The organism is Kitasatospora sp. NPDC003701 (assembly GCF_053587085.1).
Genome location: NZ_JBSFNM010000001.1, coordinates 123,277 through 148,910, shown reverse-complemented (window position 1 = coordinate 148,910; position 25,634 = coordinate 123,277). Strand labels below are relative to the sequence as shown.

19 protein-coding genes, 2 tRNA genes and 1 pseudogene are annotated in these 25,634 nt (G+C 73.6%); 10 read left to right on the top strand and 12 right to left on the bottom strand.

The window, feature by feature from the left end:
• Positions 1-2 precede the first annotated feature (2 nt).
• The 6 genes from ACWDRR_RS00615 to ACWDRR_RS00590 form a co-directional block, all read right to left on the bottom strand.
• Positions 3-1,559 (bottom strand): terminase, encoded by a 1,557-nt coding sequence (locus tag ACWDRR_RS00615; RefSeq protein WP_449769960.1) that lies wholly within the window; start codon positions 1,557-1,559, stop codon positions 3-5.
• A 79-nt stretch (positions 1,560-1,638) separates the two neighbouring features.
• Complete coding sequence (locus ACWDRR_RS00610) at positions 1,639-2,079, bottom strand: phage terminase small subunit (protein ID WP_449769959.1); 441 nt, start codon at positions 2,077-2,079, stop codon at positions 1,639-1,641.
• 344 nt (positions 2,080-2,423) lie between these two features.
• The gene (locus ACWDRR_RS00605; RefSeq protein WP_449769958.1) at positions 2,424-2,753 is read right to left on the bottom strand and encodes an HNH endonuclease; all 330 of its coding nucleotides are present in this window, start codon (positions 2,751-2,753) and stop codon (positions 2,424-2,426) included.
• A gap of 137 nt (positions 2,754-2,890) precedes the next feature.
• Positions 2,891-2,981, bottom strand: a tRNA-Trp gene (locus tag ACWDRR_RS00600).
• A 78-nt stretch (positions 2,982-3,059) separates the two neighbouring features.
• A tRNA-Pro gene (locus tag ACWDRR_RS00595) sits at positions 3,060-3,132 on the bottom strand.
• 566 nt (positions 3,133-3,698) lie between these two features.
• On the bottom strand, positions 3,699-5,321 hold the full coding sequence (locus ACWDRR_RS00590) for a recombinase family protein (protein WP_449769957.1): 1,623 nt from the start codon (positions 5,319-5,321) through the stop codon (positions 3,699-3,701).
• A gap of 47 nt (positions 5,322-5,368) precedes the next feature.
• On the opposite strand from ACWDRR_RS00590, the pseudogene ACWDRR_RS00585 reads away from it, so the two are divergent.
• Positions 5,369-6,355 (top strand): annotated as a pseudogene (locus ACWDRR_RS00585) (aldehyde dehydrogenase family protein); the annotation flags it as partial.
• Between the two features lie 56 nt (positions 6,356-6,411).
• Here ACWDRR_RS00585 and ACWDRR_RS00580 read toward each other — a convergent pair.
• Both ACWDRR_RS00580 and ku read right to left on the bottom strand, forming a co-directional pair.
• A complete protein-coding gene (locus ACWDRR_RS00580; protein ID WP_449769956.1) occupies positions 6,412-6,693 on the bottom strand; it encodes a hypothetical protein in 282 nt (93 codons plus the stop codon).
• A 41-nt stretch (positions 6,694-6,734) separates the two neighbouring features.
• Positions 6,735-7,811 (bottom strand): non-homologous end joining protein Ku, encoded by a 1,077-nt coding sequence (gene ku, locus ACWDRR_RS00575; protein WP_449769955.1) that lies wholly within the window; start codon positions 7,809-7,811, stop codon positions 6,735-6,737.
• Positions 7,812-7,977: 166 nt separating this feature from the next.
• On the opposite strand from ku, the gene ACWDRR_RS00570 reads away from it, so the two are divergent.
• Both ACWDRR_RS00570 and ACWDRR_RS00565 read left to right on the top strand, forming a co-directional pair.
• On the top strand, positions 7,978-8,187 hold the full coding sequence (locus ACWDRR_RS00570; protein WP_449769954.1) for a hypothetical protein: 210 nt from the start codon (positions 7,978-7,980) through the stop codon (positions 8,185-8,187).
• 180 nt (positions 8,188-8,367) lie between these two features.
• Positions 8,368-10,617: an MMPL family transporter gene (locus ACWDRR_RS00565; protein ID WP_449769953.1), complete on the top strand. Its 2,250-nt coding sequence runs from the start codon at positions 8,368-8,370 to the stop codon at positions 10,615-10,617.
• Positions 10,618-10,693: 76 nt separating this feature from the next.
• On the opposite strand, the gene ACWDRR_RS00560 is transcribed toward ACWDRR_RS00565, so the two are convergent.
• A complete protein-coding gene (locus ACWDRR_RS00560) occupies positions 10,694-11,974 on the bottom strand; it encodes a metallophosphoesterase (RefSeq protein ID WP_449770251.1) in 1,281 nt (426 codons plus the stop codon).
• Between the two features lie 274 nt (positions 11,975-12,248).
• Here ACWDRR_RS00560 and ACWDRR_RS00555 point away from each other — a divergent pair, with 274 nt between their 5' ends.
• From ACWDRR_RS00555 to ACWDRR_RS00545, 3 genes are all read left to right on the top strand, one after another.
• The gene (locus ACWDRR_RS00555) at positions 12,249-13,706 is read left to right on the top strand and encodes an amino acid permease (protein WP_449769952.1); all 1,458 of its coding nucleotides are present in this window, start codon (positions 12,249-12,251) and stop codon (positions 13,704-13,706) included.
• A gap of 175 nt (positions 13,707-13,881) precedes the next feature.
• Positions 13,882-14,880 (top strand): EI24 domain-containing protein, encoded by a 999-nt coding sequence (locus ACWDRR_RS00550; protein WP_449769951.1) that lies wholly within the window; start codon positions 13,882-13,884, stop codon positions 14,878-14,880.
• 570 nt (positions 14,881-15,450) lie between these two features.
• Entirely contained in the window at positions 15,451-16,119 is a 669-nt protein-coding gene (locus ACWDRR_RS00545) for an aggregation-promoting factor C-terminal-like domain-containing protein (RefSeq protein WP_449769950.1), read from the top strand.
• A gap of 70 nt (positions 16,120-16,189) precedes the next feature.
• Here the strand turns inward: ACWDRR_RS00545 and ACWDRR_RS00540 are convergent, their stop codons facing one another.
• Complete coding sequence (locus ACWDRR_RS00540; RefSeq protein ID WP_449770250.1) at positions 16,190-16,825, bottom strand: TetR/AcrR family transcriptional regulator; 636 nt, start codon at positions 16,823-16,825, stop codon at positions 16,190-16,192.
• Between the two features lie 99 nt (positions 16,826-16,924).
• Between ACWDRR_RS00540 and ACWDRR_RS00535 the strand changes: the two genes are divergently transcribed.
• The 3 genes from ACWDRR_RS00535 (at position 16,925) to ACWDRR_RS00525 (ending at position 22,905) form a co-directional block, all read left to right on the top strand.
• Entirely contained in the window at positions 16,925-18,463 is a 1,539-nt protein-coding gene (locus ACWDRR_RS00535) for an MFS transporter (RefSeq protein WP_449769949.1), read from the top strand.
• A gap of 320 nt (positions 18,464-18,783) precedes the next feature.
• Entirely contained in the window at positions 18,784-19,818 is a 1,035-nt protein-coding gene (locus tag ACWDRR_RS00530; protein WP_449769948.1) for a glycosyltransferase family 2 protein, read from the top strand.
• Between the two features lie 192 nt (positions 19,819-20,010).
• The gene (locus ACWDRR_RS00525) at positions 20,011-22,905 is read left to right on the top strand and encodes an FAD-binding and (Fe-S)-binding domain-containing protein (protein WP_449769947.1); all 2,895 of its coding nucleotides are present in this window, start codon (positions 20,011-20,013) and stop codon (positions 22,903-22,905) included.
• A gap of 150 nt (positions 22,906-23,055) precedes the next feature.
• On the opposite strand, the gene ACWDRR_RS00520 is transcribed toward ACWDRR_RS00525, so the two are convergent.
• Together ACWDRR_RS00520 and ACWDRR_RS00515 are read right to left on the bottom strand one after the other, a co-directional pair.
• The gene (locus ACWDRR_RS00520; protein ID WP_449769946.1) at positions 23,056-23,520 is read right to left on the bottom strand and encodes a CBS domain-containing protein; all 465 of its coding nucleotides are present in this window, start codon (positions 23,518-23,520) and stop codon (positions 23,056-23,058) included.
• On the bottom strand, positions 23,517-24,608 hold the full coding sequence (locus ACWDRR_RS00515; protein WP_449769945.1) for an SPFH domain-containing protein: 1,092 nt from the start codon (positions 24,606-24,608) through the stop codon (positions 23,517-23,519). The genes ACWDRR_RS00520 and ACWDRR_RS00515 overlap by 4 nt, the downstream gene beginning before the upstream one ends.
• Before the next feature lie 149 nt (positions 24,609-24,757).
• On the opposite strand from ACWDRR_RS00515, the gene ACWDRR_RS00510 reads away from it, so the two are divergent.
• On the top strand, positions 24,758-25,567 hold the full coding sequence (locus tag ACWDRR_RS00510; protein WP_449769944.1) for a uracil-DNA glycosylase: 810 nt from the start codon (positions 24,758-24,760) through the stop codon (positions 25,565-25,567).
• The last annotated feature ends 67 nt before the right edge of the window (positions 25,568-25,634 follow it).

The window sequence follows — 25,634 nt, the reverse complement described above, 5'->3', positions numbered from 1 at the left end:
CCTCAAAAGACGTAGACCTTGCCCGATCGGGCCTTGCGCTTCTCCAGGACTCCGGCGTCAACTGCCTTGCGCGCCATGGCGCGAGACAGCAGCAGTGCATGCGCGGCGTCGACCTTGCGCGCGGAGTCCTTGTTCTCCTTCACCGGGAAGGCGCCCCAACTGTTCGGCCGGCGCTTGGCGTTCTTGAGATGCCGGATCAGCGCGGCCTCGGGGCCAATGGTCAACTTCCGCTCAGCAAAGGCCGATGCGGTCGATTCCGCGGTGTAGGTCAGATCCTTCATTTGCGCCGCCATGTCCCAAGCGGTCACGTGCCGCCCGGCCTTGACGTGCAGTGAAGTCCGGTGCCGCTGCGCCCAGATGTCGAGCCAGCCATCCCAGAGGAATCGGTCACCGGCGAACCCGCACACGTCGAACCGCTCGAACGCGGAGGCCACGGCGGCGTCCACCTCGGCGGCGGGAACCTCCCACCCCTTGGCTTCCGGCCCGTCCGGGCACTCCCACAGGTTGAGAAGCTGAGAGTGCATCGTGCGAACGTCCGTGGCCACGATGGCCGTTGCGTCGCGCTTGCGGGACCCGTCGAACCCGAGGACGACCAGGGCGCCCGGGGGTATCTCGTCAGGCCTGACGGCGGCGTCTACGTCCACGTGGGACAGCCAGCCGTCCGAGGCCGAGACGATCTGATTCAGGTAGAACCGGCGCATCTGCCCGGCGTCGCTACCCGGGTCGTAGATCTCATCCACGATGCGGTCCAGGCCCTCCCAGTTGGGAGCGCCACCCGCCCAATGCGAGTCTCCGTAAGCCTGACGGAGCGCCAGCCTGACTGACTCCTCGTCTGCCAAGTCGACGTCCGGGAACGCCTCCAGGCAGTCATAGAGCAACCCGGCATGCCCGCCAGCCTTTTGGGCCTCTAGGAACGCCTCGTGCGTCCGCTCCGCAACGGAGCCGTAGCCCGGCGAGAACGCGTTGGTGGACTCCACCGAACGCCCACCGACCTTGCCCAGGTTGCGTGAGATCACTTCCCAGAGGCGGTGGCCGCCCGTGGATTCCTGCCAATGATGGGTTTCGTCCATCACGCAAAACGATGGGCGCCCCCCTTCCAATGAAGAGCTGGACGCCGTAACTGGCTCGATCCGGCCGGGCCGCCCGTCGCGAAACTGGATGGACAACTTGCCGATATCCAGGGCCTTGGCCTCGGGGTGCTGACTCTCAATCAGCATGCCCCGGATCATGTCCAGGGTGTTGGCCGTCTGCGCGTACGTCGTGGCAGCGAGCTGCACATGCGGCGCCTTGACGGCCTTGCCTATCGGGAGCCCGAAGGCATCCCAACCGGCGAAGCGCACGGGGCCGATGAACTCTGCCACAGCCAAGGCGGCGAGCAACGGCGTCTTGCCGTGCCCCTTCGCCCGGCGGAGGCAAGCGCGGCGGTAGGTGAACCGACCTCGGTCGTCAATGGCGTAGAGCCAGACTATGAACCGGAGTTGTTCACGGCTGAACCGGAACGGCTCCCCCGCGCGCTCGCCGTCCGGCTGAACCGCGACCTCTTGCAGGAAGCGGATCACGCCGTATCCGAGCGAGCGGTTCGGCGGTGGGACGCCCTCCGGGATGTTGCCCGTCTGAGGGTTCCAATCCGACACGGCGTCAGCCCCCGCTCAGGAGGCGGTACAGCTCGGCGTCCATGTCGGCGCCTCGGGGCGCCTCGGTCGGCACCTCGGGGCGAGGGCCCGCAGAGGCCCCTACGCGGCCTTTCAGGCGGTCGACGTGGGTGAAGCTCAACCGGGACTCGTAACGCTCCATACGGGCGTCCAGCTTGACCCAGAGGGCCGCGTCAGCCTTGGCACGCTCCCGCATGTCGTGACAGACCAGGGCGGCCTTGGCCACTTCCCAGTCAGTCGACGCGTAGGTGTGCGCAGCCGGGCCAGCACGGAGTGCCGCCCACCAGTCGCGAGAGGCTGGCCGAAGGCGCGTCAGTTGATCGCCCGTCAGCTCCGGCGCCGGCTGTCCGACCACCGGAGGGGCTTCGAAGGTGTCCGCGTTGCGTCGCCGGGCGTTCTCGCTCGGCACGGGGCCAGTGATGGCCACAGGGGCACCTCCGATCTCAGGGGAACCGCAGTGCGCGCGAAGCGCGGGGCGGCGAGTTGATCAAGGGCTGACCGCGCGCCCGGCCGTGCGCCCGCGCGTAGGGGCCGGATCGGCCCTGGTCAGCGGGTTGGCCGGTCGGCTCGAACCCGTACAGATGATTTTTCGCTTTGACATGGTGCTGCGGGAAGGAAGCGAAGGGGGGTCACCCCCCACCCCTCGGAGTGGCAGCCATGGTCAGGGAGACAGGGCAAGCAAGCCCCCAGCGAGCGGCCAGTTCGGGCCAGCGCATGGCGGGCCAAGGTGGCGGCTCAGCGCTCGCTCTTGCGGCGCGCAAGGCTCGCAGCTCAGCGCTCGCTCAAGCGGCGCGCAAGGCGCTGCGCGTAAGCGCTCGGCTCGGCGTCGCGTTGCTTCACGGCGAAGGTGCGAGCGCTCATGCTCTGAGCGTGCGTCAGCTTGGCGTGGTGATAGCGGCACAATGTGCGCAGGTTGGCTAGCGCATGGTCGTCGCGGTCGCCCGCATGGTCGACCTCAAGGCGCTTGCGCTCAGAGCATCGCTGCTCGGTGTCCTGACGCAGCCAGGTGCAGCGGAAGTCATCGCGCCTCAGCGCGGCGAGACGGAGGCGCTTCCAGTCCGGAGGCAGGGGCGACACGCGCCACCCGGTAGAACCACCCATGACTACCACCCCCCAGAGTCGAGGACTACCCCCGACTGACCACCCCTCAGGTGAGCCCCCCTCAGAACAGGACCCCCCGCATCGGGCACCCCCCTTTGCGAGAGGGCCCCGGTCAATCCCTCACGTGAGGGATTGCGTGGTCCCCCGGGCCGGATTCGAACCGACGCGTCACCGTCACGAGCCCCATGCCTAGGTGGGCCCGCCGCTCTACCACTGAGCTACCGGGGGTTGTTCGGGCGGACGGGAGTTGAACCCGCGTCTCCCCCGGGCAGGGGGCGCACTATGCCGCTTGTGCTACCGCCGTAGCTGTGCCGGAGGGATTCGAACCCCCATCACCCCGCGAGCCCGCAGGGAGGCTTTCCAGTTAGCCAACAGCACATCAATCCGGCCTCGGGCCTTGCGAGGGCCCTAGCCGGTCCGTGTGGCCGGTCTTCCACCGACTCTTCCCGCCGTTTCAGTGTCGTGCCCCGCCGGGCGCACCTACTCGGGCCGGAGTGCGCGCTACACCGCACACGGAAGTATGAGAGCCCGTCAGGGACTCAACCGGGGAGAGAGGGCCGGGAGTCCACCTGACGGGCGAGGGCGCCGGACATGCCGTCAGCTACGCGCATGCGCGCGAACCGCCCTCATATTGATTAAAGAGCGGTGGTTAACGTCCCGTCAGCAGCCGCGCGCCGCAGGCGAGTTGAACACTCTCCGTGCACGGTAGAAAAGTTGCCGTCCACCCAAACCCCTATACACATGTAGGGAGTTAGGCTGAACGGCAACTTTTCTACCGTGCCTCTGACCTGGGTGTTTATGGCGGCTCCGCCCGAGGCGCCGCCCCACGGGCAATCCTTTACCACGTACGGTGTTCGCACACAAACACAGAGTGCAAACGAAAGGCGCGCGCCCGGCGGACCGTAGTCCGTCGAACGCGCGCCCGTTGCGCTAGGTGACGCTCCGTCAGGCCGCCTTGGGGGCCTCTACCGGGTCCGTGTGCCACAGCTCCCGCACCCGGGCCTGGCCGTTGAACGCCGCGCCGGTGTTGCTGCCCTCGGGCGCCTTGCTGACATAGATGCGCCGGAACACCAGGGGGACCAGTTCCCGCCGCGCGGCCCGGTCGGCAGCGTTCCACGCCTCCTGTGCGGCCTCGGGCTGGTGGGCGAACGGGGGAATCTCCAGCGTGCCGCCCCCGACCGCCCGGAGGGCCGCCTGCGCCACCTTCAACGCCTCCTCGGCCTCTTCCACCATCGTTGAGAAGAACCGACCCATGGCGCCGTTGTACAGGCCGTCCTTGCGGTCCCGTGCAAGCTGGCCCAAGGCCCCCTCGGCGCGCTTGACGGCCGCCAGGGCGTCAGCCGACTGCGCGGCGCTCTGCGGGTCCTTCAACGCCTCCCAGCGCATGGCCAGCTCATGCATCAGGGGGTCTTCCGGCGTGAGCCCCGATACCGCGCTCACCCACAGGTGGCCCACGTAGCGCTCCACGGCCGTCCGCTTCACGCTGGCACGCGCCGGGCACGTCTTCTTTCGGTCCCGGTGGCAGACGTAGCTGAGCCCCACGGACTGCATGCGGCCCCGGCACCCTTCGCAGTACAGGGATCCCGTCAGCTCGTGCACGGCCACACCGGGCGGAGTCTCCACCTGGTGGAGCTGGGGAATCCGATGCCCGGCCCTGCTGCTGCGGGCCCGCTCAAACAGGGAGTCGGCTATCAGTGCCCGGCCGAGCAGTCTCACCGGCTTGCCCGTGCGGGGGTTGAGGTACTTGGCATGCCGACCGCCCCGCCCGGTGCTCCGGAGCGTCTGCCAGCCTGCATATACCGGCGAGTTGAGGATGCCGGATATGGTCCCGTCCGACCAATGCGCTCCGCCCTTCGGAGCGAGGATGCCCCGGGCGTACAGGAGGGCCTGCATGCGGCTGATGGTCCGACCCCGGGCGCTCAGGTGGAACAGGGCCCCTGCGACGTCTGCGCGGGTCATAGAACGGCCCTCGACGGCCGGTGCGTCGTCGGGGACCAGGCCGCCGGTCTCGGGGTCCTTGGCGAGCCCGTAGGGGACGTTCCCGTTCGCCCACTCCCCCCGCGACCGGATGTCCTCCCGCGCGTCCGAGACGCGCTCTCCGAGCTGCCGGGAGTACTCCCGCGCCTCCTCGGCCCGGTTGATGATCTCCCGCCGATGCCCGGCCACGGAGGAGTCCAACCGGTCCATGTGGAAGATGACCCGGGCCCCCGCGTTCAGGATCGCCAACATGTCCTCGGCGCCCTTGCGGCTGAATCGGTCGAGCTTGTACACCCACCCGGCCGGAACCTCTTGCTTGACGAGTGCGGCCATTACGTGCTTGAACCCGGGCCGCTCGATGTCCTTGAATGCCGACAGGATGTCCCGCCAGACGAAGCGAACCCGGAAACCGTTCTCATGGGCCCAGTCGTGGCCGATCTCCCGCTGTACGTCCGTGGACGTCTCCCGGCGACGTCCCGAGACGCTGGCGGACTTCCGGCAGTAGAGGTCAACCTCGGGGGACCCGGGCGGCGGGCAGTCGGCACAGGGGCCGGATTTCGGGTCAAGCGCAAGGGTGAGCTTCGGGTCCATATCGGACATTCTCCCAGATCGTTGCAGGTCAGTGACTGTGCATACGTCCGCGTCACTTCCCGTTCTGGCAGGTGGTCCGGTTCGCGGCCCCCGCCCTGATGGCGGGCAACGTCGGCCTGCTGAAGCACGCCTCCAACGTGCCGCGCACGGCGGTGGCGCTGGAGGAGCTGTTCCGCCGGGCCGGCTTCCCGGAGGGCTGCTTCCAGACCCTGCTGATCGGCTCGGGCGCGGTGGAGGGCGTCGTCCGCGACCGCCGGGTGGCCGCGGTGACGCTCACCGGCAGCGAGCCCGCCGGGCGGGCGGTGGCGGCCGCGGCCGCGGACGAGGTGAAGAAGGCCGTGCTGGAGCTGGGCGGCAGCGACCCGTTCGTGGTCCTGCCGAGCGCCGACCTGGACGCCGCCGTGGCCACCGCCGTCCGGGCCCGGGTGCAGAACAACGGGCAGTCCTGCATCGCCGCCAAGCGCTTCATCGTGCACACGGACGTCTACCGGCCGTTCACCGAGGCGTTCACCGCGGCGATGCGGGCGCTGACGGTCGGCGATCCGCTGGACGAGGCGACCGAGGTCGGCCCGCTGGCCAGCAGCCAGGGGCGGGACGACATCGAGGAGCTGGTCGAGGACGCCCGGGCGCACGGGGCCCGGGTGGAGTGCGGCGGTCGGCGGCCCGAGGGCCGGGACGGCGGCTGGTTCTACGAGCCGACGGTGCTGACCGGCATCACCCCAGCGATGCGGATCCACCTGGAGGAGACCTTCGGCCCGGTCGCCACCGTCTACGAGGTCGCCGACCTGGACGAGGCGGTGGCCGCGGCCAATGACACCCCGTTCGGGCTCAGCTCCAACGTCTGGACCACCGACCCGGCCGAGCAGGAGCGCTTCGTCCGGGACATCCAGGCGGGCGGGGTGTTCTTCAACGGGATGACGGCCTCGCACCCGGCGCTGCCGTTCGGCGGCGTCAAGCGCTCGGGCTTCGGGCGGGAGCTGTCGGACCACGGGATCCGCGAGTTCTGCAACATCACCACCGTCTGGGTGGCCTGAGCGCCTCCGGACCCCGGCCTGCTCCGGCCGGGGTCCGGCAGCCCCGCCCGGCCGGATCAGGCGGCCATCCGGTGCTTGCCCTGGCCGGGCGTCATCCAGCGCGCGACCATCCCGCAGAGCGCGATCAGGGTGATGCCCCACACGATGCTGAAGACGATCAGCCACGGCAGCGAGGTCACCTGGGCCCCGACGGCGCCGAGGCCGAGCGAGAACGCGAGCATCAGGAGCACGGCCGTCGGGCCGAGGCTGAGCAGGCCGTGCCAGGCGCGGTGCGCGAGGCTCGGGTGCTTCGGCGCGTCGGGGCCGGTGTCGAGCGCCTTGTAGGTCAGTAGGTCCATCTGGGATCGCCTCCGGAGGTCGGGGACTGCCGGTGATCAGCTCACGAGGCCTTGCGGGGAGCTGCGGACTTCCTGCTGGTGGTCTTTCTTGCGGTGGTCTTCGCGGCGGTGGTCCTCCCGGCGGCGGTCTTCACGGCAGCGGTCTTCGCGGCAGCGGTCCTCCCGGCAGCGCCGGACGGCTTCGCCTTGTCTCCGGCGGCCTTGCCCGCCGCGGTCCTGCCCGCCGCGGTCTTCCCGGCGGCGGGCGCGCGCTTGCGGGGCGCCGGCTCCTCCTCGGCGGCCGGCTCGTGCTCCGCCGCCGCCCGCTCCCCGGGCGCCGGCCCGGCCCGGCGGCCGCGGTGCCCGCCCTTGGCCTCCTTGAGGCTGCTGCGCAGCGCCGCCATCAGGTCGATCACATTGTCCGGCGCCTCGCCGGGCTCCTCCTCGTGGGGCATCTCGACGCCCTGGATCCGGGCCTCGATGACCTGTTGCAGCGCCTGCTGGTAGTCGTCGTGGAGCTGGGAGAGGTCGAAGTCCTCGGAGAGCGTGTCCATCAGCGAGCGCGCCATCTTCAGCTCCTGCGGCCGCACGGTCACCTGCTCCTCGGGCGCGATCCCGGCCGCCGACCGGACCTCGTCGGGCCAGATGCAGGTCTGCAGCACCAGCGTCCCGTCGTGCACCCGCAGCACCGCCGGGGACTCCCTGGTCCGCAGCGCGATCTTGGTGACCGCGATCCGGCCGGACTCGGTGAGCGCGTCGCGCAGCAGCGCGTACGGCTTGGCGGCGGCCTTGTCGGCGACGCCGACGTAGTAGGCCTTGGAGTACATCAGCGGGTCGATCTCGGCGGCGTCCACGAACGCCAGCACGTCGATGACCTTCTTGCTGGGCAGCGGCAGGTCGGCGAGGTCCTCGTCGGTGAGGGTGACAGTGCGTCCGTCCGGTGACTCGTAGCCCTTGGCGATCTCCGCGTACGGGACCTCCTTCTCCTCCTGCTCGCAGTACCGCTTCATCCGCACCCGGCCGCCGTCCTTCGCGTGCACCTGGTGCAGCGGGACGTCGTGCTCCTGGGTCGCGGAGTACAGGTGGACGGGGATGCTGACCAGCCCGAAGCTGATCGTCCCCTTCCAGGTGGTCTGCATGGGGTCGCCCCTTCCCGGACGCTCCCCCTACCGGAGATTTCCCACTCTGCCCGGATTCACCCCGATCGGCCACACGGTCCCGCCCGGGCCGCCGCCCGGGCCGCCACGCCGGGCCGGAGCGGGCCGGACCGGCGGACAATGGGCGACGGAGCGAGGAGGTGGCGCCATGCCGGGGACGGACGTGCCCCCGCCGCCGGAGCGGACCACGTACCGCGTGGCGTACGCCGTGGCCGGGGAGCCCGGGGTGCGGCGGGCGGAGGTGACGGTGGTGCCCGGGTACTCGCAGGAGAGCGACATCCCGCGGATCCTGGCCGCCCGTCTGACCGGGCGGCCGGACGGCGGGCGGGTCGTCGTGCTGGAGCTGCGCCCGGCCTGAGGGCCGGCGGGCCGGCGGAGGGCGGCGGCGCGCCCGGGCCCGACCCGCCGAACGGAGGCACCGGGGCGTGTCACCCGGGGATCGGCCCGGATCACCCGGCTCCGCTCCCTAGCATCGGGACTCCGCGGTTTCGCCCGCCCCGAGCGTGACAGAGCGTCACCTCCGGCCCCAGGAGCGTCCATGCCCACGTCCCCGGGCGGCCCCGCCCGCATCCCCGGCCCGGCCCGCCCCGCGCAACCGCCCCGGCCCGGCGCCCTGCGCAGGCTCGGCGAGTGGTGTGCGCGCCACTCCGTCCTGGTGATCGTGCTCTGGCTGGTCGCGCTGGCCGGCGTCCAGGTGATCGACCGCGCGGTCGGCGGGACGTTCTCGGACGACTTCTCGCTCTCGGACACCCAGGCGCAGGAGGGCCGCAACGTCCTCCAGACGCACGAGCCCTCGGCCGGCGGCACCAGCGCCCAGGTGGTGCTCCACGACGCCCAGCCGCTGACCGGCTTCCAGAGCCAGGTCGACCAGGTGGTCGGCTCGCTGCGCGAGCTGCCGCACGTGCAGTCCGCGCAGAGCCCGCTGCCGGCCGCCGGCCAGCCCTCCCCGCCCGGCGGCCCGCTCGCCGCGGACGGCCTCACCGGCTACATCACCGTCCGTTTCGACGTGAACCCCACGACCCTCGGCGACGACTACCTCGACGGCGTGGACGCGGCCGTCGCCCCGCTGCGGGCGGCCGGGGTGGAGGTCGAGTACGGCGGACCGCTCGGCGAACTGGCGCGTCCGGCGCCCGACGACCGGCTCAGCGAGCTGATCGGCTTCGGGGTCGCGATCGTGGTGCTGCTGATCGGCTTCGGCAGCGTGATCGCGGCCGGCCTGCCACTGGTCACCGCCCTGATCGGCGCCGTCGTCGGCCTCGGACTGCTCGGCCTGCTGGCCGCGGCCACCACCTTCGCCACCGTGGCCCCGACCCTGGCGACCATGATCGGCATCGGCGTCGGCATCGACTACGCGCTCTTCCTGCTCACCCGGCACCGGCAGAGCCTGATGGACGGCAAGGATCCGGTGGCCGCCGCCGGGCACGCCGTGGCGACCAGCGGCCGGGCGGTGCTGGTCTCCGGCTGCACCGTGGTGATCGCCCTGGCCGGCCTGGTCGTCTCGCGGGTCAACTTCATCGCCAAGCTCGGCGCCGCCGCCGGGGTGACCGTGATCTCCGCCGTCCTCGCCGCGCTCACCCTGCTCCCCGCGCTGCTGGGCCTGATCGGCCGCCGGATGGACCGCTGGACGGTCCACCGGCCGGTCGCCGAGACCGGGGCCGCGCCCGGGGAGGAGATCACCGGGACGTGGCACCGCTACGCCCAGCGGGTGGAGCGCCGCCCGTGGTGGTTCCTGACCGCCGGCGTGATCGTGGTCGGCATCCTCGCCGTCCCGCTCTTCTCCATCCAGCTCGGCCACATCGACGACGGGGCCGACCCGACCAGCTTCACCGACCGGCGCGCCTTCGACCTGATGTCCGACGCCTTCGGCCCGGGCTCGAACGGCCCGATCACCGTGGTCGTCGACCAGAGCGCCGTCCCGGCCGACGCCCGGCCCGCGCTGCAGACCTCCGTGCAGCAGGCGCTGGCCACCACGCCCGACACCGCCGGCGTCACCCCGCTCCAGACCAGCTCCGACGGCGCCGTGCTGTTCAACACCGTCACACCCGCCCAGCGGCCGCAGGACGAGCAGACCACCCAGCTGGTCGGCCGGCTCGCCGACACCGTCCTGCCGCAGGCCGTGGCGGGGACGGGCGCCACGACCTACGTGACCGGCACGACGGCCGCCCAGGTCGAGTTCGGCGACATCGTCGCCGCCCGCCTGCTGCCGATCATCGCCGTGGTGGTCGGCCTGGCCTTCCTGATCATCCTGCTCGTCTTCCGGGGCCTGCTGATCGCGGTGAAGGCCGCCGTGCTCAACCTGATCTCCATCGCCGCCTCGTACGGCGTCCTGGTCGCGGTCTTCCAGTGGGGCTGGGGCGGGCCCGCCCTGGGGGTCTCCGGCACCGTGCCGATCGAGAGCTACGTCCCGATGATGATGTTCGCCATCGTCTTCGGCCTCAGCATGGACTACGAGATCTTCCTGCTCTCCCGGGTGCACGAGGCCTGGCTGCGCACCGGCGACAGCCGGGGCAGCGTGGCCCACGCCCTGGAGATCACCGCCCGGGTGATCACCTGCGCGGCGCTCATCATGGTCAGCGTGTTCGCCGCCTTCATCGTGAGCGACAACATCGTGATCAAGATGATGGGCCTCGGGCTGGCCGTCAGCGTGCTGATCGACGCCACCGTGGTCCGGCTGCTCCTGGTACCGGCCGTGATGACCCTGCTCGGGCCGGCCGCCTGGTGGACGCCCCGCTTCCTGGACCGGGTGCTGCCGCACATCGACACCGAGGGCGAGGGCGAGCAGGCCTGAGGCGCGCAGGCCCGAGGGCAAGCAGGCCCGAGGGCAAGCAGGCCTGAGGCGCGCAGGCCCCAGGCGCCTGCGGTCCTCAGGCCCGGAGCGAGGCCAGCGTGACGATGGTGATGTCGGACGGCGCGCCGACCCGCACCGGCGGGCCCCAGGCGCCCGCGCCCCGGGTGACGTAGAGCTGGGTGTCGCCGTAGCGCTCCAGCCCGGCGACGGTCGGGTTGGCCAGTTCGGCCAGGTAGTTGCCGGGCCAGAGCTGGCCGCCGTGGGTGTGGCCGGAGAGCTGCAGGTCGACGCCGTGCCGGACCGCGTCGTGAATGGTGACCGGCTGGTGCGAGAGCAGCACCGAGGTGCGGGCCCGGTCGCGGTCGCCGAGCGCCTTGTCGAAGTCCGGCCCGTCGCCCTCGGTGCTCCCGGCGATGTCGTTGACCCCGGCCAGGTCGAACCCCGCGAGCTCCACCCGGGCGTTCTGCAGCGGGTGGACGCCCAGCTCGCGGACGAAGTCCACCCAGGGCGCGGCACCGGAGAAGTACTCGTGGTTGCCGGTGACGAAGTACGCGCCGTCGCGCGCCCGCAGCTGTGCCAAGGGCTCGGCGGCGCTGCCGAGTTCGGGCACCGTGCCGTCCACCAGGTCGCCGACGATCGCGATCAGGTCGGGCTGCGCGCCGTTGATCGTGTCGACGATCCGTCGGGTGTGCCCGCGGCCGAGGATCGGCCCCAGGTGGATGTCGCTGACCACGGCGATCCGGTAGCCGTGCGCCCGCGCGGGCAGCTTCGCCAGCGGCACGGTGACCTGCTTCAGACGCGGCCCGCGCAGCACCCCGTAGGCGCCGGTGCCGACCACGGCGGCCGCCGCCCCGGAGGCGCCGATCGCGAGCGTCCGGGCGACGAAGAGGCGCCGCCCGGGCGACGGCGCGGCGGAGGACGGCTCGGCGAGCGACGGCTCGGCAGGCGACGGCACGACAGGCGACGGCACGGCGTCGGCCAGCGGCCCGGAGTCGGCCACCGGCGCGGGGTCGGCCACCGGCTCCGACGGGGTCGCGGCCCTCGGCCTCGGCAGCCTGAGCAGCAGCGGCCGGACGGCCTCGCCGACCGCCAGCGCCATCAGCAGGTACAGCAGCACCGCCAGCCAGAGGTAGCCCGGCCAGGCCAGCCAGCGCTCGACCGCGAGCGGGAACGCCCGCCCGCCGACCAGCGCGCCCACCGAGAGCAGCGGCAGGACGACGGCCAGCCCGGTGCCCGTCCGGCGCCACCACCCGCCGGGGGCGGAGACGTCGCGCACCAGGCGCCGCCAGAGGTACCAGTGCGCGAGGGCCAGGACGGCGAGGACGGCGAGCAGGCCGAGCACCACGAGGACGATCATCACGCCGCCAGTATGAACGGCCGCCCGACCCGCCCCGACGATGGCCCCCGCAACCGCCCCAGCGGCTGGTGATGTGTCAGATTTGAGCTTTCCGCCCACCTTCTTCACCTGCTCTGACCTGGCACTTTGTGTCCGCTGAGCGGACATTTGCCGAGGCCTTGTTCCGATACTCGTAGGTAGAAGTTAAGTTGCACCGCAATGCGCGGGTCCGTCCCCCACCCTCCGGCGAACGAGCCGAGGGGCAGCCGCGCTGGAAAGGCAAAGGGCACCCTCGATGAGTGCGGAAACCACCACCTCGGCCGGCTCGCCGCCGGCCGATGCCGCTCCGCAGCAGCAGAAGCAGCTCCACCCCGGTCACGGCGGCGACGGCCATCTGAAGGCCGGGCTCAAGAACCGCCACCTGTCGATGATCGCGATCGGCGGTGTGATCGGCGCCGGCCTGTTCGTCGGCTCCGGCGCGGGCATCGCGTCCACCGGCCCCGGCATCCTGCTCTCCTACACCCTGGCCGGCGTGCTGGTCGTCCTGGTGATGCGGATGCTCGGCGAGATGGCGGCGGCCGACCCGCAGAGCGGTTCGTTCTCGGCCTACGCCGACCGGGCGCTCGGCCGCTGGGCCGGCTTCTCCATCGGCTGGCTGTACTGGTTCTTCTGGGTCGTGGTGCTGGCCGTCGAGGCCACCGCCGGCGCGAAGATCCTCAACAACTGGGTGCCCGGGGTGCCGCAGTGGGGGTGGGCGCTGATCGTGATGGCGGTGCTGACCGCCACCAACCTCTTCTCGGTGGCCTCCTACGGCGAGTTCGAGTTCTGGTTCGCCGGCATCAAGGTGGTGGCGATCGCCGCCTTCCTGGTGATCGGCATCCTGGCCGCGTTCGGGCTGCTGCCCGGCACCCACGCGGTCGGCACGGAGAACCTGACCGGCCACGGCGGCTTCCTGCCGCACGGTGTGGGCGCGGTCTTCACCGGCATGCTCACCGTCGTCTTCGCCTTCATGGGCAGCGAGATCGTCACCCTGGCCGCCGGCGAGTCGGAGGACCCGGAGAAGGCGGTCAGCAAGGCCACCAACAGCGTGATCTGGCGCATCGGGATCTTCTACCTGGGCTCGATCCTGCTGGTCGTGACCCTGCTGCCGTGGGACTCCGCGGCCGTCAAGGGCAGCCCCTACGTGGCCGTGCTGGAGCACGTCGGCATCCCGGGCGCCGGCCAGGTGATGGACGTGATCGTGCTGACCGCCGTGCTCTCCTGCCTCAACTCGGGGATGTACACCGCCTCCCGGATGGCCTTCTCGCTCGGGCAGCGCGGCGATGCCCCCAAGGCGTTCGCCTCCGTGACCGGCCGCGGCGTGCCGCGCGTCGCGATCCTCTCCTCGGTGGTCTTCGGCTTCGTGGCGGTGTTCTTCAACTACACCTCCCCCGACACCGTCTTCTCCTTCCTGCTCAACTCCTCGGGCGCGGTGGCGCTCTTCGTCTGGGTCGTGATCTGCTTCTCCCAGCTGAAGATGCGCAAGATCATCGAGCGCGAGTCGCCCGAGCGCCTGACCGTCCGGATGTGGCTGTACCCCTACCTCACCTGGGCCGCGATCGGCATGATCGGCTTCGTGATGGCGTACATGTTCACGGACGCCGACGGGCGCAAGCAGATGTACCTGTCGCTGGTCGCCGCAGCCATCGTGCTGACGGCATCGGCCGTGGTGGGCCGCCGGCGACGGGCTGCGGCGGTGGCACCGGCCGCCTGATCCGGGCACGCCGCCCCACGCCGGGCCCGGGAGCCGTTGCGGAGGCTCCCGGGCCCGGTGGCGTGTCCGGGCCCGGCCGGGCACCGCGGACCGGCGGCGGCCGGGCCCGCCACCGGTACCGGACCATGACGGGACGGAGATGACCCGCCGACGGCCAGCCCCTAACCTTCCCCCTATGCGAGATCTTGCAGCGGGGTTGGGGTACCTGGCCAAGGGCCAGAAGTGGGTGGGCCGGCACGGCCGCTGGTGGGCGTTCGGGATGCTGCCCGCACTGATCACCCTGGTCGGGTACGTGGTGGCGCTGGTGTTCCTCGGCGGCTGGTCGGAGGACCTCGCCGAGTGGGCCACGCCGTTCGCCGACGGCTGGGGCTCGCCCTGGCAGGGCCTGCTGCGCACCGCGCTCGCCGCGATCGTCTTCGGCGGCGGGCTGCTGATCTCCGTGATCACCTTCACCGCGGTCACCCTGCTGGTCGGCCAGCCGTTCTACGAGTCCCTCTGCGAGAAGGTCGACGAGACCGAGGGCGGCGCGCCCACCCCGCCGGAGACCCCGCTCTGGCGCGAGCTGCTGGTCTCGGCGCGGGACAGCCTCTACGTCCTGGTCCGGGTGGCCGGGTTCGGCGTCCTGCTGTTCGCCTGCGGGTTCATCCCGGTGGTCGGGCAGACGCTGGTGCCGGTGGCCGGCTTCCTGGTGTCCGGCTTCTTCCTCACGGTCGAGCTGACGGCGGTGGCCCTCCAGCGGCGCGGGGTGCCGCAGCGCGAGCGGATCCGGCTGCTGCGCGGCCGGCTCGGGCTCGCCTTCGGCTTCGGTGTGCCGCTGATCCTGGCCTTCCTCGTCCCGCTGGTGACCGTCCTCGCGATGCCCGGTGCGGTGGCCGGCGCCACCCTGCTGGCCCGCGACCTGGTGCCGGTGGAGGAGGCCGGGGGCGACGAGCAGGACGGACCGGACGACTCGGGCGACTCGGCCGAGCTGCCCGGCGGGGCCGGCGCCCCCGGGGCGCCCGGCGCGTCCGGGGCGCCCGGGTACGGCGAGCAGCGGCCGGTGCCGGGGAACCCGTACGCGACCGGCCAGGACGGCGCCCACCCGTACGCGACGAACCCCTACGCGGGGGCCCCGGACGCGGGACGGCCGTACGGCGGGGCGGCCGCCGGACAGCACCCGTACTCCTCCCGCTGAGGGCCGGACCACCGCGGCGGTGACCCTCCGGTCACCGCCCGTCGCCCTCGGGCGGCCGCGCTGTGAGGCCGCCCACACGGCTCCGCGCTGCTACTGCCCTCGATAGTCGTCGGCGGACCGCCGCCGGCCGACCGGCCCGCGCAGCGGCACCGGCAGGCCCGGCCGGCCAGGAGGGCACCGCCGGCCGGCACCCCGAAGAACGCAGGCCACCGGGCCGATTCGCCCCCTCCTCCGACGGTCGGGCGGGCGATCGGCCCTCGGTCGACCGGATCGGCCACCTCACCTCGAAGCGCCCGGCTGCGGCCGGGCGCTTCGCCGTTTCCGCCGCCCCACCCACTACCCGCCGTAGTAGTGGTCGGCTTTGCCGCCCGTGCCGGGCTCTGCCAAGAATGGCCAGTCGCCAGGCAGCGCGGACCGGTCCGTCCGTCGCGCGTCCCGCCCGCCCCGCCGTCACGGCCGGGGTGCCACGGCCGTCCCGGACGGCATCGCGGGCCCTGTCCGCCCGTGCCCTCGTGCCGGAGGCCCCCGTGCTTCCGGCACGGCCCCCGACGGAAAAGGATTGTCCGCTCCATGCAGCTCAGCCATGCCCGCCGCAACTCGCTGATCACCGGTATCACCACCCTCGTGGTGGCGGGTGCGGCCACCGCCGCCCTCGCCGTCCCGCAGAGCGGCGGCAACGTCGCCGAGGCGGCCGCTCCGGTGGCCGGTGTCTCCGTGGACGGGCAGCCGGTGGCCGCCCAGGCCGACCCGGCCGCGGCCGACGCCGCCGCTGCTGCCGCCGCCGCCCAGGCGCAGGCCGCGGCGGACGCCGCCGCGCAGGCCCAGGCCGCCGCCCAGGCGCAGGCCGAGGCCGAGGCGAAGGCCCAGGCGGACGCCAAGGCCAAGGCCGACGCGGAGGCCGCCGCCTCCCGCTCCCAGGAGCGTCCCGCGCTCAACGCGAAGCCCGCCTACTCCGGCAGCCCCCGCGAGATCGCCGCCCAGATCGTGCCGGCCGGCCAGCTGCAGTGCTTCAGCAACATCGTGTCCCGCGAGAGCAGCTGGAACCACCTCGCCGTGAACGCCTCCTCCGGCGCCTACGGCCTGGTCCAGGCCCTCCCCGGCTCCAAGATGGCCTCCGCCGGCTCCGACTGGCGCACCAACCCGGCCACCCAGATCAAGTGGGGCCTGGACTACATGAACTCCCGGTACGGCAGCCCCTGCGGTGCCTGGTCCTTCTGGCAGACCCACCACTGGTACTGAGCCGACCCCGGCACCGGAGTGCGAGGACCCCGCGCGGCAGAGCCCGCGCGGGGTCCTCGCGCTTCGCGCCTCACGAGGTCTCCGGCCGGCCCGCGCCCCGGGCCGCGCGCGGCGCGGGGCGCGGACGCAGGGCGTGGCGCAGGGCCGGGAGGTAGCTCCGGGCGATTTCATCGGCCGGGAGCGAAGCGACCGGTTCCAGGCGCAGCACGTACCGGGCCATGATCAGGCCGCCCAGGTGGGAGGCGAACTCGCAGGCCCGCCGGCGCGCGTCCGGACCGCCGATCCGGGCGGCGATCCGGTCGATCATCTCGCGCTGGACCACCTCGCTGACCAGCACCCCGGCGGCCCGGTCCTGCGCGGCGCCGCCCAGCATGGCGCGCAGCGGAGCGGCGTTCTCCGGTTCGTCCCAGACCAGCAGCAGCTGGGTCAGCACGCGCTCCGGCAGGGTCTCCACCTCGCCGTCGAGGACGAGGGCGAGGCTCTCGGCGGGGTTGGTGGCCAGCGCCAGCGCGGCGCCGAACAGGCCCTTCTTGGAGCCGAAGTAGTAGCTGACCAGGGCGAGGTCGACGCCCGCCTCGGCGGCGACCGAGCGCAGGGTGACCGCCTGGTACCCCTCGGCCAGGAAGCGCCGGCGGGCGACGTCGAGGATCTGGGTGCGGGTGTCCGGGCTGCCGGTCCGCCGGCCGCGGCGCGACGGGTTATTCATCACGGTTGAAATCCTACGGGCGGCGCGCCCACGCTGGCCCCATCGAGCCGGCCCCACCCCGATCCTGCGGGCCGGCGCCCGGACGCCAGGGAGACCACCATGACCGCCACCGAGCCCCGGGCCGCCGCCGCCCGGCCCCCGGACGCCGCCGCCCCCGGCGGGCCGGCCGTCCGCCACAACCTGGTCCTGCTGGTGACCTGCCTCGCGCTGGCCACCGTGGTCGCCGCGATGGCCTCGCTCAACGTGGCGCTGCCCGACATCGCCCGGGCGACGCACGGCAGCCAGACGCAGCTCTCCTGGATCATCGACGCCTACAGCCTGGTGTTCGCCGCGCTGCTGCTGCCCGCCGGGGCGCTCGGCGACCGGTTCGGCCGCCGCCGCGCGCTGCTCGTCGGCCTCACGCTGTTCGGCGGCGGGTCCGGGCTGGCCGCGCTGACCACCGACCCGACCGCGCTGATCGCGCTGCGCGGCCTGCTGGGCGTGGGGGCGGCGCTGGTCATGCCGGCCACCCTCTCCACCATCACCGGCACCTTCCCCCGCGCCCAGCGCGCCCGGGCCGTCAGCGTCTGGGCGGCCGTGGCGGGCGCCGCCGCGGTGGTCGGGCTGCTCGCCTCGGGGACGCTGCTGGAGCTCTGGTCCTGGCGCTCGGTGTTCCTGCTGAACGTCCTGCTCGCGCTGGTGGCACTGGCCGGGACGCTGCTCTTCGTGCCCGAGTCGGCCGACCCGGACGCCCCGCGGCTGGACGTCGTCGGCGCCCTGCTGGCCATGGTCGGCCTCGGCGTGCTGGTCTACTCCGTCATCGAGGCGCCGACCCGGGGCTGGGGCTCGCCGGTGACCCTCGGCGGCACCGCGGCCGGGCTGGCCGTGCTGGCCGGCTTCGTCGGCTGGGAGCTGCGACGCCGCCACCCGCTGCTGGACCCCCGGCTGTTCCGCAACCGGCGGTTCGCGGCCGGCTCGCTGTCGATCACGTGCCAGTTCTTCGCCTTCTTCGGCTACATCTTCGTGATCATGCAGTACCTCCAGCTGGTCCGGGGCGACACCGCCCTGGTGGCGGCGGTCTGCGTGCTGCCGATGGCTGTCACGATGGTGCCGCTCTCCCGCCTCAGCCCGCGGCTGACCGCCCGCTTCGGCGACCGCGGCCCGTGGGTCACCGGACTGGTGCTGATCGCCGGCGCGATGGCCGCGATCGGCGGGCTCGGCGCGGACAGCCCGTACGGGCTGCTCGCGGCCGCCCTGCTGCTGCTCGGCGCCGGGTCGGGACTCGCGATGACGCCCGCGACCACCGCCATCACGGACGCGCTGCCCGGCTCGCTCCAGAACGTCGCCTCGGCGGTGAACGACCTCTCCCGCGAACTCGGCGGCGCCCTCGGCATCGCCGTCCTCGGCAGCGTGCTCGGCGCCGGCTACCGCAGCAGTCTCGACGTCACCGGCCTGCCTCCGCAGCTGGCCGACGCGGCCCGCTCCTCGCTGGCCGCCGCCGCCCAGATCGGCGGCCCGGTGGCCGAGCACGCCCGCGCCGCGTTCGTCGACGGCATGCACCTCACGCTGTTCACCGGGGCGGGCGCGGCGGCGCTGGCCGCCGTCGCGGTGGCCCTCCTGCTCCGCCGGCCGGACCGGCCGGCGGACACCGGCCGCTGAGACGCCGTGCCACGAGCCGGCCGCGGTGGGCACCGCGGCCGGCTCGTGCGCGCCGCCGCTCCGGGTGCGGCGCCGGCCGGGGGACGGCACCGGCCCGGGGACGGTCCGGCTCGGGTGCGGCGCCGCTTCGTGCGCGCAGCCGCTTCGGGTGCGATGCAGGCCCGCGAGTGCCGCCGGTCCGGGTGCGGTGCCGACGTGTACACGTCCGGCATGACGGGTGAAGATATGGCGCACGCTCGTACGATTTGACGCGGATTGATCAGAATTACAGGCCGTCAGGGCTTTGCCACCGTTCGCGGGCGCTCCTACGCTCCGGCCTCATGCCCTCACCCCTGATCAGCGTCGTGCTCCCCGCCTACGACCAGCAGAAACAGCTGACGGAATGCCTGGACTCGCTCCTCGCGCAGTCCTTCCGCGACTTCGAGGTCATCCTGGTCGCGGACCGCTCCCCCGACACCCCGGCCGAGCTCGCCGACGCCTACGCGGCGCGGCATCCGCGCGTCTCGGTGCTGCACCTCAACGCCGCCGTCGGCGTGGGCGTCAGCCGCGACGCGGGCGCCGCCCGGGCGGGCGGCGAGTACCTGCTCTTCCTGGACGCCGACCACCTGCTGCCCCGGGACGGGCTGCAGGCGCTCGCCGACCGGCTGGAGCAGACCGGGCCGGTGGACGTGCTGCTGTTCGGGCACACCCGGCGGCACGGCGGGCGCGACTGGCCGGGCGGCGCGGAGGCGCTGCTCGCCGAGGCCGGACCGGAGGTGACCGGGCCGGCCGGCCGCCCCGCACTGCTCGGCGCGCCCGCACTGATCTGGGACCGGCTGCTGCGGCGGGAGTTCTGGCAGGGCCGCGGGCTGGCCTTCCCCGACGGCCGCTACGAGGAGGTCCCCGTCGTCCACCGGGCGATGCTCACCGCCGGGCGGATCGCCGTGCTGCCGCGCGCCTGCGTCCAGCTGCGGCGGCGGGAGACCGTCCACCCGGCGGCCTCGCCCGGCAGCAGCCAGTTCGACCTCTTCGACCAGTACGAGCGGAGCTTCGCCCTGCTCGACGAGGTGGCGGCCTGGCAGTCGGAGACGGAGGCCGTCCGCGACGCCCTGTTCACCCGGATGATCCGGCACTACCTGTTCGTCTTCGACCTGGCCGGGTGCGTGACGCGGGCCGAGCGGCCGCAGTTCTTCCACCGCGCCGCCGAGCACCACCGCCGCTTCCAGCCGGCCGGGCACCGGCGGCCCGGCGGCCGCGAGGGCGTGAAGTTCTCCCTGCTGGCCGGCGGCGCCTACCCGGCCTTCGAGATGGCCAAGCTGTCGCACATCGCCAAGGGCACCCTCACCGGCTCGGCCCGGCGGCGGGCCTCGGCCTGACCCCGGGCTCCGAAGGCCACCGGGACCACCGGGGCCACCGGGACCGCCGGGGCCACGGGGACCACAGGGCCACACCACCCCGGCGGGTGGCCGGCAGATCGTCGGCCGCCCGCCGGGGTGGCCCGTACCGGGCGCGGCGTCCGGCTGGGATGATCGGCGGCGGTACGCCAGCCCGCCCCCGGGAGGACCCTCGTGAGCCGACCGTCCGCCGCCCCCGGCGCCGACCTCGCCCGGGAGCTCGCCGCCACGCTGCGCGGCGAGGTCCGCTTCGACGCCGCCGAACGCACCGTCTACAGCCACGACGCGTCCAACTACCGCCACCTGCCGCTCGGCGTGGTCAAACCGGCCGACCTGGACGACGTGCGGACGGCCGTCGCGCTCTGCCGCCAGTACGGGGTACCGGTGGTGCCGCGCGGGGCCGGTACCAGCATCGGCGGGCAGGCGATCGGCCCGGGCGCGGTCGTCCTGGACTTCCGGCGCCACCTGGGCGCGGTGCTCGGCGTGGACCAGGAGCGCCGCACCGCCCGGGTCGAGCCGGGCGCCGTGCTGGACCACCTCCAGCGGGCCGCCCGCCCGTACGGGCTGCGGTTCGGGCCGGACCCGTCCACGCACAGCCGGTGCACCCTCGGCGGCATGATCGGCAACGACTCCTGCGGCGCCCACTCGGTGGTCTGGGGGCGCACCTCCGACAACGTGGAGTCCCTCGATCTGCTGCTCGCCGACGGCACCGAGCTCACCGTCGGCGGCCCGCTCGGGCCCGCCGAACGCGCGGCGCTGCGCGCACTGCCCGGGCGCACCGGCCGACTCCACCGCGAACTGCAGGAGTTCACCGAGCGCAACCTCGCGATGATCCGCCAGGGCATGCCGGACCTGCCGCGCCGCACCTCCGGCTACCCGCTGGACGCCCTGCTGCCCGAGCGCGGCCACCACCTCGCCCGGGCGCTCACCGGCACCGAGGGCACCTGCGCCCTGCTGCTCGGCGCGACCGTCCGGCTGGTCGAGGACCCGCCCGCCCGCGCCCTGGTGGTGGCCGGCTACCCGGACGAGACGGCCGCCGCCGACGCCGTGCCCGCGCTGCTGCCGCTGCACCCGCTGACCGTCGAGGGCATGGCCGCGGACCTGATCGCCGCACTGGTCGCCGCCGGGCCGCGCCCGCCCGCACTGGACCGGCTGCCCGAGGGCGCGTGCTGGCTCTTCCTGGAGGCCGGCGGCGCGACGCCCGCCGAGGCGCTCGACGCGGCCCGGCGACTCGCCGACGCCGTCCGGCGGGAGCGCTCCGCCACCGCCACCGTCGTCACCGACCCGGGCGAGCAGCGCCAGCTCTGGGGCGTGCGCGAGGCCGGCGCCGGGATCGTCACCCGGCTGCCCGGGGGCGGCGAGGCCTGGCCGGGCTGGGAGGACTCGGCCGTCCCGCCCGAGCGGCTCGGCGACTACCTGCGCGACCTGCGGGCCCTGCTGCGCCGCCACCACCTGCGCGGCGTCCCGTACGGGCACTTCGGCGAGGGCTGCGTCCACCTGCGGATCGACTTCCCGCTCACCGCGCCGCACGGACCGGCGGTGTTCCGGGAGTTCCTGGAGCAGGCCGCCGATCTGGCGGTCTCGTACGGGGGTTCGCTCTCCGGCGAGCACGGCGACGGGCAGGCCCGCGCCGAGCTGCTGCCCCGGATGTACCGGCCCGAGATCATCGCGCTGTTCGGCGAATTCAAGCGGATCTGGGACGGCGAGAACCTGCTCAACCCGGGCGCCCTGGTGGACCCGCGCCCGCTCGACGCCGACCTGCGCCTGAGCGGACCGGTGCGCCTGCTCCCGCTCGCCCTCCCGTACGAGCAGGACGACGGCAGCCTGGCCAAGGCCGTGCACCGCTGCGTCGGGGTGGCCAAGTGCGTGGACCCCGACACCGGGGTGATGTGCCCGAGCTACATGGCCACCGGCGAGGAGCGCCACTCCACCCGGGGCCGGGCCCGGCTGCTCGCCGAGATGCTGCGCGGCGGGGAGGGGGCGATCCCGGACGGCTGGCGCTCGCCGGAGGTCCGCGAGGCGCTGGACCTCTGCCTCGGCTGCAAGGGCTGCGCCGGCGACTGCCCGGTCCACGTCGACATGGCGAGCTACAAGACCGAGTTCCTGTACCAGCACTACCGGCACCGGCCCCGGCCCCTCCCGCACTACTCGATGGGGTGGCTGCCGCTCTGGCTCCGGGCCGTCGCGCTCGCCCCCGGCGCGGCCAACCTGATCGCCCGCTCGGCCGCCGCCGGCCCGCTGAAGCGGCTCGGCGGGGTGGACCGGCGGCGGGTGATCCCGGTCTTCCCGCCCGAGACCTTCACCCGCTGGTACCGCCGCCACCGCGCCGCGCACCCGGCCCCGGCGGACGCCCGGCCGGTCCTGCTCTGGCCGGACACCTTCTCCGACCACCTCCAGCCGAACGTGCTGCGCGCCGCCGTCGAGGTGCTGACGCACCTGGGCTTCGACGTCCGGCTGCCCGCCGGCCCGGTCTGCTGCGGGCTCACCTGGTATTCCACCGGCCAACTCGGCACCGCCCGGCGGGTGATGCGGCGCAGCCTGCGGGCGCTCGCCGCCACCGGGCTGCCTGCCGACACCCCCGTGGTCGGCATGGACCCGAGCTGCACCGCCACCCTGCGCGAGGACCTGCCCCGGCTGCTCGGCGCCGACGGCCGCCCGCTCGCCGAACGGACGCGCACCTTCGCCGAGTTCATCGACCGGTACGCGCCGGACACTCCGCTGCCCCGGCTCCCGTTCGACGCCGTCACCCAGACCCACTGCCACCAGCACGCCGTCCTCGGGACCGCCGCGGACCGGCGGGTGGAGGCCCGGACGGGTCTGCGCAACCGCGTGCTCGACTCCGGCTGCTGCGGCCTGGCCGGCAACTTCGGCTTCGAGCAGGGCCACTTCGAGGTGTCCGAGGCGATCGCCGAACGCGTCCTGCTGCCCGAGGTGCGCGCGGCGGCGCCGGACACCGTGATCCTGGCCGACGGGTTCAGCTGCCGCACCCAGATCGCCCACCTCGCCGAGGGCCGCCGGGCCCTGCACCTGGCCGAACTGATGCAGCGGGCCCTGCGGGAGGCGCCCTGACGGCCGGCGGCACGCGCGCCGCGCGGCTCGGCGTACCGGTCGGGCGGGCCGGCGGCCGGCGTACCGGTCGGGCGGGCCGGCGGCCGGCGTACCGGTCGGGTGGCCGAGGTCACCGACCCCGACCACCCGATCCGAATCCCGGGCAGTTCCTCACACGCCCTGCGGCTCCTGCACCTCCGTCGACCGCGGCGGCTCCTCCGCACAGACCGCCGAGACGAACTCCGCCAGCCGGGCCTGCGGCAGCCCGCGCGCGATGTCCGCCTCGCTGATCATTCCGACGATCTGGTGCTCCGGGTGGTTGATCACCGGCAGCCGGCGCACCCGGTACTGCTCCATCATCCGCAGCACCTGTTCGGCGTCCTCGTCCGCCTCGACCGTCATCGGCCGGCCCTGGGCGAGTTCGCCCGCCGTCACCTGCGCGGGATCGCGGCCCTCGGCCACGCACTTCAGCACGATGTCGCGGTCGGTCACGATGCCGAGCAGTTTCTGTCTCTCACCGCAGATGGGCAGCGCGCCGACGTCGCGTTCCCGCATGATCCGGGCGGCGGCGGCGAGGGTCTCGTGCTCACCGACGCACTCCGCCCCCGGGTGCATGATGTCGCTGGCTCTGGTCATGATCGGCCTCCTGACGTGCCTGCCACTCCCGTTACTCCATCGTGGTCCGCGCCCGGGGGCGCCGCCACCGGGCCCGGCCCGGCGTGCTCGGCCCCGTTCGTCGCGCGGTCCGACCCCGCGTCCGCCCCGGCATCTGCCTCCCCGTCCGGCGCCCGGTCGGACAGCGGGTCGGACAGCGGGCCGGCGCCGTCCGTCCCGGCCAGTGGCGAGTGACCCAGCAGCTCCTCCAGCGGCGGCAGTTCGAGCTGCTCCACCTCCGGCAGTCGCGGCGGCTCGCTCTGCGGCGGTTCCACCGCGGCCTCCTCGCCGCCCTGGCCCACCGTCTTCCGGTTGACCTCCACCGCGCTGTCCAGGAAGCGCAGCAGCTCCACCGGGAACGGCAGCACCAGGGTCGAGTTCTTCTCCGCGGCCACCTCCACCACGGTCTGCAACAGGCGCAGTTGGAGCGCCGCCGGGGTCGCGCTCATCACGGCCGCGGCCTCCGACAGCCGGGCCGAGGCCTGGTACTCACCGTCCGCGGTGATGATCCTCGCCCGGCGCTCCCGCTCGGCCTCCGCCTGCCGGGACATCGAGCGCTTCATCGACTCCGGCAGGGCGACGTCCTTGATCTCGACCCGGTCGATCTCGATGCCCCAGCCCAGCGCCGGGCTGTCGATCATCAGCTCCAGGCCCTGGTTGATCGGCTCGCGGTTGGCCAGCAGGTCGTCCAGCTCGCTCTTGCCGATGATCGACCGCAGCGAGGTCTGGGCCACCTGCGAGATGGCGAAGTTGTAGTCCTGCACGTTGACGGTCGCCTTCACCGGGTCCTCCACCCGGTAGTACACGACCGCGTCCACCCGGACGGTCACGTTGTCGCGGGTGATGCCCTCCTGGGCGGGGATCGGCATCGTCACGATCTGGACGTTCACCCTGCGCAGCCGGTCGGCGACCGGCATCAGCCGCACCAGCCCCGGTGCCCGGACCTCCTCGCGGACCCGGCCGAAGCGGAACACCACTCCCCGCTGGAACTGCTGCACCACCCGGACGCTCAGCCCGGCCCAGAGCGCCACCAGCCCGATGGCCACCAACACCGCATCCAAGATCAGCATCGCGGCCTCCTCGCGCGCGCACCACCGCCCCGGCGGTCGCCGCCCCGGCCCGGCCGGGGGCCGCCGGAGCAGCCGATTCCACGCTACGCCTGCGGAGGCGCCGCCGGAACGGCCGCCCGCCACCGGCCTCCGACCCTAAGATCGTCCTCATGCCCCAGCCCGCCGACCAAGGCCCGGCCACCGACCCCGCGGACCCGCACCACCCGGCCGAGGCCGCCGCCCGCGCGGACGGACTCGCCGCGCTGGACGGCGTCGTCACCGGTTGCCGTGCCTGCCCCCGCCTGGTCGAGTGGCGCGAGGAGACCGCCCGCACCAAGCGCCGCGCCTACCTGGACTGGGACTACTGGGGCCGCCCGATCCCCGGCTTCGGCCCGCCCGACGCGCCGCTCGTCCTGGTCGGCCTCGCCCCCGCCGCGCACGGCGGCAACCGGACCGGCCGGATCTTCACCGGCGACCCGTCCGGCGATCTGCTCTACGCCGCGCTGTACGAGCTCGGCCTGGCCAACCGCGCGGAGTCCGTCCGGCACGGGGACGGCCTGCGCCTGCACGGCGTCCGGATCACCGACCCGGTGCGCTGCGCGCCGCCCGACAACAAGCCGACCACCGCCGAACGGGACACCTGCCGCCCGTGGATCACCCGTGAGCTGGAGCTGCTGCGACCGACCGTGCGGACCGTCGTCGCGCTCGGCGGGTTCGCCTGGCAGGCGCTGCTCCCGGCGGTCGCCGCCGCCGGCTGGCAGGTGCCCCGGCCCCGGCCGGCCTTCGGCCACGGCGCCCACGTCACCCTGCCGGCCACCGACGGCGGCCCGCCGCTGGAGCTGTACGGGTGCTACCACGTCAGCCCGCGCAACACGAACACCGGCCGGCTGAGCACCGTCATGCTGCGCGGGCTGCTCCGCACGGCCGCCCGCTCGGCCGGCCTGGACCCGCGCCCGGAGCGGCCGTCCCCCGCCGGCTGACCACCGGCCGGGGGCCCGGTCGGGCGCCCGGCGTGGAGAGGGGCCGTACCCCTCGGCCACTGCCGGG

Excerpts from the sequence above, each read along its gene's own strand:
- ACWDRR_RS00605 (WP_449769958.1), bottom strand. The coding sequence starts at position 2,753 with ATGGGTGGTTCTACCGGGTGGCGCGTGTCGCCCCTGCCTCCGGACTGG.
- ACWDRR_RS00590 (WP_449769957.1), bottom strand. The coding sequence starts at position 5,321 with ATGGACCCGAAGCTCACCCTTGCGCTTGACCCGAAATCCGGCCCCTGT.
- ACWDRR_RS00580 (WP_449769956.1), bottom strand. The coding sequence starts at position 6,693 with ATGGACCTACTGACCTACAAGGCGCTCGACACCGGCCCCGACGCGCCG.
- ku (WP_449769955.1), bottom strand. The coding sequence starts at position 7,811 with ATGCAGACCACCTGGAAGGGGACGATCAGCTTCGGGCTGGTCAGCATC.
- ACWDRR_RS00570 (WP_449769954.1), top strand. The coding sequence starts at position 7,978 with ATGCCGGGGACGGACGTGCCCCCGCCGCCGGAGCGGACCACGTACCGC.
- ACWDRR_RS00565 (WP_449769953.1), top strand. The coding sequence starts at position 8,368 with ATGCCCACGTCCCCGGGCGGCCCCGCCCGCATCCCCGGCCCGGCCCGC.
- ACWDRR_RS00560 (WP_449770251.1), bottom strand. The coding sequence starts at position 11,974 with ATGATCGTCCTCGTGGTGCTCGGCCTGCTCGCCGTCCTCGCCGTCCTG.
- ACWDRR_RS00555 (WP_449769952.1), top strand. The coding sequence starts at position 12,249 with ATGAGTGCGGAAACCACCACCTCGGCCGGCTCGCCGCCGGCCGATGCC.
- ACWDRR_RS00550 (WP_449769951.1), top strand. The coding sequence starts at position 13,882 with ATGCGAGATCTTGCAGCGGGGTTGGGGTACCTGGCCAAGGGCCAGAAG.
- ACWDRR_RS00545 (WP_449769950.1), top strand. The coding sequence starts at position 15,451 with ATGCAGCTCAGCCATGCCCGCCGCAACTCGCTGATCACCGGTATCACC.
- ACWDRR_RS00540 (WP_449770250.1), bottom strand. The coding sequence starts at position 16,825 with ATGAATAACCCGTCGCGCCGCGGCCGGCGGACCGGCAGCCCGGACACC.
- ACWDRR_RS00535 (WP_449769949.1), top strand. The coding sequence starts at position 16,925 with ATGACCGCCACCGAGCCCCGGGCCGCCGCCGCCCGGCCCCCGGACGCC.
- ACWDRR_RS00530 (WP_449769948.1), top strand. The coding sequence starts at position 18,784 with ATGCCCTCACCCCTGATCAGCGTCGTGCTCCCCGCCTACGACCAGCAG.
- ACWDRR_RS00520 (WP_449769946.1), bottom strand. The coding sequence starts at position 23,520 with ATGACCAGAGCCAGCGACATCATGCACCCGGGGGCGGAGTGCGTCGGT.
- ACWDRR_RS00515 (WP_449769945.1), bottom strand. The coding sequence starts at position 24,608 with ATGCTGATCTTGGATGCGGTGTTGGTGGCCATCGGGCTGGTGGCGCTC.
- ACWDRR_RS00510 (WP_449769944.1), top strand. The coding sequence starts at position 24,758 with ATGCCCCAGCCCGCCGACCAAGGCCCGGCCACCGACCCCGCGGACCCG.